This window comes from Asticcacaulis sp. (assembly GCF_020217185.1).
Lineage (GTDB): Bacteria > Pseudomonadota > Alphaproteobacteria > Caulobacterales > Caulobacteraceae > Asticcacaulis.
In genome coordinates this window covers 1-10,000 of the sequence record NZ_JAIWNX010000184.1, presented here as the reverse complement: position 1 = coordinate 10,000, position 10,000 = coordinate 1, and the positions used below count along the sequence as shown (strand labels likewise).

General features: G+C 58.5%; 10 protein-coding genes. All 10 read right to left on the bottom strand.

All coding sequences use genetic code 11. The features are described 5' to 3' along the window. Positions 1–660 (bottom strand): 3-deoxy-8-phosphooctulonate synthase (kdsA, locus tag LDL37_RS09130; protein WP_290797058.1); only part of this gene is annotated, 660 nt, incomplete at its 3' end. A gap of 113 nt (positions 661–773) precedes the next feature. Further along, positions 774–2,696: a sulfate adenylyltransferase subunit CysN gene (cysN, locus tag LDL37_RS09125; protein WP_290797056.1), complete on the bottom strand. Its 1,923-nt coding sequence runs from the start codon at positions 2,694–2,696 to the stop codon at positions 774–776. Next, positions 2,696–3,610 carry a sulfate adenylyltransferase subunit CysD gene (cysD, locus tag LDL37_RS09120; RefSeq protein ID WP_290797053.1) on the bottom strand — a complete coding sequence of 305 codons (915 nt, stop codon included), beginning with the start codon at positions 3,608–3,610 and terminating at the stop codon, positions 2,696–2,698. Before cysD ends, cysN begins: the two co-directional genes overlap by 1 nt. Before the next feature lie 110 nt (positions 3,611–3,720). Continuing rightward, positions 3,721–4,521: a 3'(2'),5'-bisphosphate nucleotidase CysQ gene (gene cysQ, locus LDL37_RS09115; protein WP_290797048.1), complete on the bottom strand. Its 801-nt coding sequence runs from the start codon at positions 4,519–4,521 to the stop codon at positions 3,721–3,723. 79 nt (positions 4,522–4,600) lie between these two features. Beyond that, the gene (locus LDL37_RS09110; RefSeq protein WP_290797044.1) at positions 4,601–5,761 is read right to left on the bottom strand and encodes an AGE family epimerase/isomerase; all 1,161 of its coding nucleotides are present in this window, start codon (positions 5,759–5,761) and stop codon (positions 4,601–4,603) included. Positions 5,762–5,828: 67 nt separating this feature from the next. Then, positions 5,829–6,710 (bottom strand): hypothetical protein, encoded by an 882-nt coding sequence (locus LDL37_RS09105; protein WP_290797041.1) that lies wholly within the window; start codon positions 6,708–6,710, stop codon positions 5,829–5,831. A gap of 2 nt (positions 6,711–6,712) precedes the next feature. Then, the gene (locus tag LDL37_RS09100; protein WP_290797038.1) at positions 6,713–7,477 is read right to left on the bottom strand and encodes a hypothetical protein; all 765 of its coding nucleotides are present in this window, start codon (positions 7,475–7,477) and stop codon (positions 6,713–6,715) included. Between the two features lie 188 nt (positions 7,478–7,665). Further along, positions 7,666–8,661, bottom strand: a complete 996-nt coding sequence (locus LDL37_RS09095) for a serine/threonine dehydratase (protein WP_290797035.1) — start codon at positions 8,659–8,661, stop codon at positions 7,666–7,668. Continuing rightward, positions 8,654–9,256 (bottom strand): hypothetical protein, encoded by a 603-nt coding sequence (locus LDL37_RS09090; protein ID WP_290797032.1) that lies wholly within the window; start codon positions 9,254–9,256, stop codon positions 8,654–8,656. Before LDL37_RS09090 ends, LDL37_RS09095 begins: the two co-directional genes overlap by 8 nt. A gap of 83 nt (positions 9,257–9,339) precedes the next feature. Next, positions 9,340–10,000, bottom strand: a 661-nt coding sequence (locus LDL37_RS09085; protein WP_290797029.1) for an NUDIX domain-containing protein, incomplete at its 5' end; no start/stop codon positions are given.

Sequence of the window (10,000 nt, the reverse complement as noted above, 5' to 3'; positions counted from 1 at the left end):
GCGCTGACCACCGGAGGAGCCGCCCAGACCGCCGGGCTGCTGCACCGAGTGGGTGGCATCAAAAATCACCGGCGCCCCGGTCGAGGCCATGATGGGCAGGCCGCGGAAGTCCGACACGAGTGTGTTGTAGCCAAAGCTGGTCCCACGATCGCACAGCAGCACGTTCGGATTGCCACCCAGCACGATCTTGTCGAGCACATTCTTCATGTCCCAAGGGGCGAGGAACTGCCCCTTCTTGACATTGATGGCGCGACCTGTGGCAGCGGCGGCCAGAAGCAGGTCCGTCTGACGACACAGGAAGGCCGGGATTTGCAGCACATCGACGGCTTCGGCCACCGGAGCGCATTGTTGCGACTCGTGCACGTCGGTAAGAACGGCAAGACCGAGGCTCTCACGGATTTCCGCAAAGATGGGCAGAGCGTCCTTCAAGCCTATTCCGCGCGCCGCCTTGGCCGAGGTGCGGTTGGCCTTGTCAAACGAGGTCTTGAAGATGATGCCAAAGCCGAGTCGCTCGGAGATTTCCTTTAGCGCCGACGCCACTTCCAGCGCGTGTTGGCGACTTTCAAGCTGGCAAGGCCCGGCAATGACCGAGATGGGCAGGTGATTACCGAACTTGGCAGAGGCAAGTTCGACGACGGAATTGGCGCGCAATTCGGACATGGCTGTACTCCAGAGACAGTTGCGGTCTAGTGCATAATGCGCAGCACTTCAACCCGCCGCTTAGGCGCACAGACATGGGGCCATTGGCCGCCGATTACAAGTCGCCGCCGCCATCAGATGACGTAGGTCGGCTCTACCGGCAGATAGCCGTTTTCAAACAGCCACTGGAAGATACGTTCGGCCTCGGCTTCGGGCGCTTCACCGTGTTTCGCCACGACGATTTCCGGGTTTTCCGGGGCCTCATAGGGGCTGTCGATACCGGTGAAGTTGGGGATCTGACCGGCGCGCGCCTTTTTATACAGCCCCTTGACGTCGCGGGCTTCGGCGATCTCCAGCGGTGTGGCGACGTGGATTTCGACAAACTCGCCCTCTTGCAGCAGTTCACGCGCCATCTGACGCTCGGCGCGGAAGGGCGAGATGAAGGAGACGAGCGTAATCAGACCGGCTTCGGTCATCAGTTTGGACACCTCGGCGACGCGGCGGATGTTTTCCACCCGGTCGGCGTCCGAGAAGCCCAGATCTTTGTTCAGTCCATGCCGCACATTGTCGCCGTCCAGCAGCGTCGTGTGATAGCCAAGACTGAGCAGTTTCTTTTCGACCAGATTGGCGATGGTCGATTTGCCCGCGCCCGACAGGCCGGTGAACCACAGAACCGCTGGCTTCTGCCGCTTGATGCCCGCGCGCGCCTCTTTGGAAACCTCCAGCGCCTGCCAGTGTACATTGCTGGCGCGGCGCAGAGCGTGGTCGATCAACCCGGCCCCCAGGGTCAGGTTTGAGATGCGATCAATCAGGATAAAGGCCCCCGTCGCCCGATTGTCCGCATACGGATCGAAGGCGATGGGCGATTGCGCCGCGATATTGACGGTCGCGACTTCATTGAGCTTCAGCGTCTTGGCCGCCAGTTTTTCAAACGAGTTGACGTCGGTCTTGTGGCGGATGTCGGTGACGGTCGCCGTGACCGTGCGCGCGCCGATCTTGAGCAAATAAGGGCGACCCGGCAGCAGCTCGTCCTCGTTCATCCAGATCAAGCTGGCCTGAAACTGCTCGCACACCTCCGGGCGGGCTTGCGGTGCCGCAAGGATGTCGCCGCGCGAAATGTCGATTTCGTCTTCAAGCGTCAGGGTAACGGCTTCATCGGCTCCGGCCTCCGGCAGGTCACCGTTGAAGGTCACGATGGATTTGACGCGCGAAGTCTTGCCAGAACTGGCCACGACCACCTCATCGCCCGGACGCACCGTGCCCGACGCAATGGTGCCGGAAAACCCGCGGAAATTCAAATCGGGGCGATTGACCCACTGCACCGGCAGACGGAAGGGTTTCTGCGTCTCGTCGCGGTTAATCTCAACGGTTTCAAGATGCTCCACGAGCGTCGGGCCCTCATACCAGCCGAGCTTTTCGCTGCGGTCCAGCACATTGTCGCCAAAGCGCGCCGACAGAGGAATCGACACCAGCGTCTCAAAGCCGAAATCAGCGGCAAAGGCGCGATAGTCGGCCGTGATCTGCTCATAGACCTCTTGAGAGTAGTCCATCAGGTCAATCTTGTTGACCGCCAGCACGACGTGCTTGATGCCGAGAAGCGAGACGATGAAGGAATGCCGGCGCGTCTGGGTCAATATGCCCTTACGCGCATCAATCAGGATCACGGCGAGGTCGGAATTAGACGCTCCCGTCGCCATGTTGCGCGTATATTGCTCATGGCCTGGCGTGTCGGCGACGATGAATTTGCGCTTTTCTGTCGTGAAGAAGCGATAGGCCACGTCGATGGTGATGCCCTGTTCGCGCTCGGCCTGAAGCCCATCGACCAGCAGCGCCAGATCGATCTCCTCGCCCACCGTGCCGAAGCGTTTGGAGTCTTTCTCAAGACCCGCGAGCTGATCTTCAAAAATTAGCTTGGTGTCATAGAGCAGACGACCGATCAGGGTCGATTTGCCGTCATCGACGCTGCCGCAGGTCAGAAAGCGCAGCAGGCTCTTTTTCTCATGCGCCGCCAGATAGTCGGTGAAGGCCGCAGTGTCGATCTTGTCCAGAGCGTTCATCAGAAATAGCCCTCACGCTTCTTCTTTTCCATCGAGCCAGCTTCATCGTGGTCGATCAGGCGCCCCGATCGTTCAGAGGTCCGGGCCACGAGCATTTCGGCGACAATCTCTTCGAGTGTCGATGCTTCGGATTCGATGGCCGCCGTCAGCGGATAACAGCCCAGAGTGCGGAAGCGCACATTGCGAATTTCAGGGGTTTCGTCGGGTTCGAGCGGCAGGCGCTCATCATCGACCATGATCCACTGACCACCACGCCGCACCACCGGACGCGGGGCAGAAAAATAGAGCGGCACAATGGGAATATTCTCGACGAGGATGTACTGCCAGATGTCGAGTTCGGTCCAGTTGGACAGCGGGAAGACGCGGATCGACTCACCCGGCTTGATGCGGGCATTGTAGAGGTTCCACAGTTCCGGCCGCTGGTTCTTGGGGTCCCAGCCGTGGTTCTGCGTGCGGAAAGAAAAGATACGTTCCTTGGCGCGCGACTTTTCTTCATCGCGCCGCGCGCCACCAAAGGCCGCATCGAAACCATGCGTCGTCAGGGCCTGCTTGAGCGCATCCGTCTTCATGATGCCGGTATAGACCGAGCTGCCGTAGTCAAACGGGTTGACGTTGTCGCGCAGGCCATCGGGGTTGGTGTGTTTGAGCAGGGTCAGACCGAGACGCGACACCGTGTCGTCACGGAATTTGATCATCTCCCGAAACTTCCACGTCGTGTCGATGTGCATCAGGGGGAAAGGCGGCTTTGAGGGATAGAAGGCCTTCAGCGCCAGATGCAGCATGACCGACGAATCCTTGCCGATCGAATAGAGCATCACGGGGTTTTTGAACTCCGCTGCCACTTCGCGCATGATATGGATCGACTCGGCTTCCAGCCGCCGCAGGTGAGTCAACCGGTCAGGGGTAATCGACATGCCTTGCCACACTCTTTTCGGGGACCCCGCGGTCCGTTCTCTTGTCCGGCTTTTACGAAGGAAGACTCACGCGGACAAACGTAAAAGCGTGACGGCACGATTCAGCCTGACTAATCTTTTTTGAGTCCCGTATCCCCATAGGCAATGAAGTAGGGATTGGCAAAATCGGTTGCCTCCGCACGCGCGCGCTTGCCATAGGTAAGCGGCTCTCCGTCCAGCGTGGTGACCAGACCACCGGCCGCGCGCAAGACGGCATCGCCTGCTGCCGTATCCCATTCCATGGTACGACCATGACGGGGATAAAGATCGGCCGAGCCTTCGGCCACGCGGCAGAATTTCAGAGACGATCCCGCCGCCACAAAGTCATTGACCACATATTGCTTAAGCCACTCTTCAGTTTCAGCACTGCCGTGTGAGCGACTGCCGATGGCGGTCACCGCTGAAGGGGCCGCACGGACCCGTATAAGTTCCTGCGAACCTATAACCCCCTCTTTCACCGCAGCCCGGAACGCGCCCTTACCTTTCGCGCCCCAAAAGAGTTCACCAAGCGCAGGGGCATAGACAACTCCGGTAACAGGTACGCCCTCTTCTATCAGGGCGATATTGACGGTGAATTCGCCATTGCGTGAGATAAATTCACGCGTACCATCCAGCGGATCAACCAGATAGAAGACCTTGTCTGTCTCCGGCACGTCACCCTTCGACACGGCCTCTTCGGCAACGACAGGGATGTCCGGCGACAGCTTGGCCAGTTCCGTCAAAATGATCTCTTCCGCCGCGCCATCCGCTTCGGTGACCGGAGAGGCGTCTGACTTGGCATCAACCGAAAAATCCGTCTGGTAGACGTCCATAATCCTGGCCCCCGCTTTCAGCGCAATCAGTATCAGCAGGATTGGCGGGACTTCAGACATTCGGGGCACTCCGCGAAAAACTTACGGGCTTTTAGAATGGCGTGAGCGCACACTCAAGCCCGTAAGCTGTCTTTAAGTCTCACATTTCAACGCGGAAGGTTTCGTCGATGGCGCAGATGATGTGATAAAGGGTCGAAGCCGGTGCGGGCTCCTGCACAAAGCTGCCGTCCGGGTTCATCTTGTCGCGATAAAGCCCGCGCACCGGCGCATCGAAATAAAGCTCAAGACCCTCGGCGCCCTTGATCAGCTTTTCGACATAGCCAGCCTTTTCTTCCGGCGTGGCTGCGATGGACTGCAAGGCCACATAGGCCTTCATGCGCTCAGTCTGGGCCCACAGGCGCGCCTTGTTGTCCTTCACCGAGAAGTCGTCCCACAGCTCAAACACGGTGGCGTTGCGTCCATGATCCGTGCCGAAGTCTTCCGCGATTTCGACCAGGCGTTTGGCCGGCGCAATGAATGTATCGTCGCCGCTGATGGCCGCCCAGCGCACCAGCAACCACGCCCATTCAAACTGATGGCCCGGCTCGATGATGCGCCCCATCTCGCCTTCCAGCGGGTTCCAGTCGCCGTCGAAATATTCGCGCAAGCTGCCATTTTCCGGATGTAGGAACTTGTCGAGACACAGTTGCGCGATTTCGCCGGCAATGTCTTTCCAAACACTGTCGCCACCGGCTTCGATCCAGGCCAGTGAGGCCTCGAACATGTGCATGTGCGGGTTGGTTTTCAGCGGCAGGGTGCGCGGATTGGCTTCTTCAAAGCCACGCACCGGGTGCTTGTAGGTCGTCAGCAGCGTGTCGCGAATGGCGATAGCCTTTTGCTCAAGGCTCTTGTCGTGCGGGCGTACCTTGAAGGCCGAGGCATAGGCCAGAAGGGCGAAGGCGTGGTCGTAAAAGTCGAACTCGGCCTTCACGACTTCGCCCTGCGGCGTCAGAACGGCATAGACCAGACCACCCGGCGCGGCCGCGGGACCGCTCAGCCAGTTCAGTCCCGCGTCTATAACCGTATCGACATCGCCCGCATAGCCCATCTGTCTGGCCAGCGCATAGGAATAGACCTGACGCGCCGCAACGCGCGTGCGGCGGTTGACATCGGCCGGAGTCCCATCAAGCGCAAGGGTTTCAAAGACACCGCCCTTGGCCTTATCAACGCCGTTATCGCGCCAGATGGGCAGGGCGGCATTAAACAGCCAATCTTTCAAACGTGTCTTGACGTCGATCAGCGCTTTTGCCGTGTCGTTCATAATTTAACCTCAACATAGATGCGCCCGTCGCATCCGAAAGGGGGCAGGGCCTTGAACACTGACGCCCTTATTGTGCGGGCGTTGCCATCTGAAACTGAATGATCAGCGTCTTGCCCGAACCACCGGACGGGGCATTGACAGACGAATTGCCCACAGACACGACCCGCAAGAGGGGCTCTCCGCCCTCAGGCTGATTGCGTAATTGTCCAAGAACGGGCTGGGAGGCTACCAAGGCCTGATGGAACGCCACAGATCGCTCCAAAGACAAGGCCTGAGCCGCGCGCCCGTCCGCCGTGAACGCATTAATATTGGCAACGGCAAGGATCGTGACGGCACTCATCTTAGCCTCTCCCTGGCAACCCGCTGCATTGGTGCCGTAGGCCATGCAAGGCAGCCGCGTCGCCAGACTACTCGCCAACTCCGTTGCAGCGGCCTGTCCCTCAGCGGACAAGGTCGCTGTACCCGGCGTGAACAGGCGATCCGCGTCAAAACTGGTGGTGCCATCCGAGAGGTTTACGCTCGCCTGTGGCATTTTCTTGCTGACATCGCCGTTCAGGGCCGCCGCAAATACCGCCTGAGCCGCCGCCGATTTCTGCGCAGCTTCGCTCTGAACATCGACAGGAGGCGCCCCGGAATAGGCAAAGCAGCGTCGCTCACCCGTGCCGCCCGTTTCAAGAAGGTCCGTGTCTTTCAGACAGACAATTCTGTTTTTGTAATCGACCTCGATATCTGCGGCGTGCGAGCGCAATTCCGTCGCCACCTTCATCAAGGCGGTCGTCTGCGCATCCTTGGCACTGGTAAGTTCTTCGGTCGTGTCCCGGAAATGCAGGGCGAAATAGGCCAGCATGATGATGAAGATAAAGAGGACGCCGACCATAAGATCGGTCATCGAGACGTAATAGCTTTCGCCCTCTTCCAGCTCAGTGGCACGGCGGTGTTTGAAGCGCATATTCAAACCTTTCCGCCGATCGCATTTTCAAGTCGCTTGAGGCTCTTAAGCTGCTCCAGCGAGACCTTTTCCGGCGGCATGAAGCTGACACAGCTATCAAGGGTTACGAAGAAACCCGCCTCAGCGTTCTCGATTGCCTTGCGCCAGAAACGGGCGACAACGCGTAGGATGATAGAGCAGAAAACCCCGGAAATGGAGGTCCAGAACTTTGTGGCCGCAATTGCCAGCAGTCCCATCAGCGCGCTTTGCATCTGCGACCCGCCCTCACCGCCGGCCATCGCCGCTGTGGCTTCCGACAGAGCGGCGACAATGCCCAGAAAGGTGATGACCAGACCAACGGCCACCAGAATATTCGCCCACCATTCCAAAGCACGGGCGGGCTCATCCAGGCGATCAAAGGCTTCCGCCGCACGGATTGAGGTGATGAACCCATCGCCTTCGCTATCGACAAGCAGGCTTCGGTAATTGGCCCAGCCGAGCACAAGGGCGGCCGACAACCGTCCATCGGCTCCGGTTCCGGAAAAACGTGTATCCACCGTCGCAAACTGCTCAAAAAAGGCAATCCGGCGATTCCGCCCGGCAAGCCCCCCTAAAAGGTTCCAGCGGTCACGGATTTCCATAAGCAAGGGGTTATAGACCCGCACAGCGGTAAGCCCGATCAGACCCAGCGCGAAAACCAGTATGGCCCCCGCCAGAATGAGCGCAACGCCCGGCGAACCGAAGGCCATCACGACAAAACCGGTCACGGGATCAAGCTTTGCAGTCATAGGTGCTCCTAAAAATCAGTGAGTCCGCGTTGCGGTCAGAATGACATATTTAAAATAGAACAGGGCGCAATGACGGCCCCCGATAATGAAACCTAAAGCACTTTTTCAGACAAAATCCAAAAGGCTTTTTGGTCCTTCCCTATCCGAAAGTTGAAAAGAGTGCGCTCGGCCGCATCTCGTTGCGGTACCTATAGCGGCCAGTTCAGAAGATGATCCTCCGCCCATATCTGCCTTTGCGTATCCGCGCCGATATTGCCACCGGAGAGGATGACCAGAACGGTTCGCGGCCCCGTCTGGGTTCGCAGCCAACGCTGAACCCCCGCCATGCACATGGCCGAGGTGGGTTCAATGGTCAGCTTCAAAAGATGGGTCAGCCATTGGGTCCACAGGATGATTTCACGCTCGTCAACTTCATAAAATCCATCGAGTTGACGCAGGTACGACAGGGTGCGTTCAGACACAGCGAGCGTCCGCACACCGTCGGCTATGGTCATCGGCGTCTCATTCAGACGCACGATCTCGCCGCTTTGTACCGAGCGGTGAGCATCGTTAGCCATTCCCGGTTCACAAGCAAAAACCTTCGCCTGCGGTCGCGCAAGTCGGGTGGCCAGCCATGTCCCCGACATCAACCCGCCGCCCCCACACGGCGCAAAGACGGCATCAGCCTCAACGCCATCCTGAAGGGCTTCCAGACAGGCCGTGCCCTGCCCCGCAATAACGTGCGGATTGTCATAGGGATGTACGAAGGTGGCACCGCGTTCGATATAGTCGGCAACAGCGGCTTCGGCGACCTGACGCGTTTCGGTGACTACCACCTCCGCCCCGCAGGCACGGGTCGCAGCTATCTTTAAACCTGAGGCCTGCTGGGGAACAAATATGGTAGCCTTGACGCCCAGGGCGCGGGCGGCATAGGCCACGGCCTGTGCGTGGTTGCCTGAGGAAAAGGCACACACGCTATCAGACAGAGCGTTCTGTTCTTGCAAGGCTTTGAGGGTGTTAGTCGCGCCGCGCAGTTTGAAGGCCCCGATCCTTTGCAAATTTTCGGCTTTGAAAATAATACGGTGACCCAGGGCCTTGTTTAGCGTCTCGGATTGAATCAGAGGCGTTCTGTGTACCTGCCCAGCGATGCGTACCTGCGCCATCGCCACATCTTCCGGGGTCACATCCGTCATACGCTCAGCCATCTGTCTTTCCAGACCGTTTAAGCGCCTCAAGCTTCATCATCAAGGGCAAGTCAGAGAACCAGTGTCGATTGCAGCGGGGTTCATAAATATCATTATGCCCCAACTGTATCTCCGACTCGTCCTCAACCTTTTTGAAGGTCTTGTGGGCCGGCTGCCCGCATACCGCACAGTGTGCACGGAGTTTCACGACTTCATCGGCCATGGCCATCAACAGACCCGTCGCGGCAAAGGCATCTCCCTTCCAGTTGGTGTCAAGGCCGGCTGCCACCACATCCGTTCCGGCCTCCAGAAGGCATTTGACTACCTCGACCACGTCGCGGTCCATGTCCTGAAAAAACTGCACTTCGTCAAAACAGACCAGATCGGCCTCACGAAAACGGGCTTCGATGTCGCCAAAGGCGTGCAGCACCACCGCTTCGGCGGCCAGACCATCGTGCGTAATCACTTCGGTTCGTGAGTAGCGCACATCAAAGGCGGTTTTGACGACCAGCACATCCTTACCCTCGCCATTGCGGGCCCACAGGATGCGCTTCAGAAGCTCGGTCGTCTTGCCCGCAAACATCGGGCCGCAAATCACCGTCAAACGACCATACATGTCAAACGTCTCCGGGCACATTACGAATCGGTGACAGTGTACACGCGAGCAAGGCAGGCCTCATCGCAAATCCACACCGCACCTCAGGCACCTGTAGAGAGGAAATACTGCAGCATCAGGTAATGATCCTCGAACATATGCGCGCGCATCTTTAAGGCACAGTCCACCCCCGTCCATTTGAGTGCGGCCGCATCGTCCCCGGCTTCCAGTGCGGGCAAATCCATGCCACTGAGGTCAAAATAAAACACATGACTGATGGTGCGGCCGCGCGCGCTACGTTCCGGTTGATCGAAGACGCGTTGGCCTTTTAGGTACTTAAGAGCTTGCCTTTCTGACAAAGACAGACCCGTCTCCTCCCTTAATTCGCGCAGGGCCGCCGCAAATACGGTCTCGTGTGGATCGAGAAAGCCACCGGGTAAGGCCCACTGTCCGCGGCCCGGCAATCCGCCGCGTTTTATCAGAAGGACACGATCATCTTTGCGGATCAGGGCATCGACCGTCACATGCACCGGCGGATAAGGAGCGACGGACCAGCTTTGGCGATAGGCTTCGATATAGGCATGTTCCTCAGCCAACACGCGTTGCGTGTCCGCATCGAGAGCCCCGTCCATCACCCGACGCACCGCCCCACCGACATCGGTGAAGGTGTCTCCGTTCAGCCAGGCGGCCCGCTGGACCGCTGTCTTCTGTGATATTTCAGGATCGGCAAGAGTTAATTCACTCGCCCAAAGACCCTGCAATTCA

Coding starts and splice junctions, on each gene's coding strand:
- cysD (WP_290797053.1), bottom strand. CDS start 3,610: ATGTCGATTACCCCTGACCGGTTGACTCACCTGCGGCGGCTGGAAGCC.
- LDL37_RS09100 (WP_290797038.1), bottom strand. CDS start 7,477: ATGACTGCAAAGCTTGATCCCGTGACCGGTTTTGTCGTGATGGCCTTC.
- LDL37_RS09105 (WP_290797041.1), bottom strand. CDS start 6,710: ATGCGCTTCAAACACCGCCGTGCCACTGAGCTGGAAGAGGGCGAAAGC.
- cysQ (WP_290797048.1), bottom strand. CDS start 4,521: ATGTCTGAAGTCCCGCCAATCCTGCTGATACTGATTGCGCTGAAAGCG.
- LDL37_RS09110 (WP_290797044.1), bottom strand. CDS start 5,761: ATGAACGACACGGCAAAAGCGCTGATCGACGTCAAGACACGTTTGAAA.
- LDL37_RS09095 (WP_290797035.1), bottom strand. CDS start 8,661: ATGGCTGAGCGTATGACGGATGTGACCCCGGAAGATGTGGCGATGGCG.
- LDL37_RS09090 (WP_290797032.1), bottom strand. CDS start 9,256: ATGTATGGTCGTTTGACGGTGATTTGCGGCCCGATGTTTGCGGGCAAG.
- cysN (WP_290797056.1), bottom strand. CDS start 2,696: ATGAACGCTCTGGACAAGATCGACACTGCGGCCTTCACCGACTATCTG.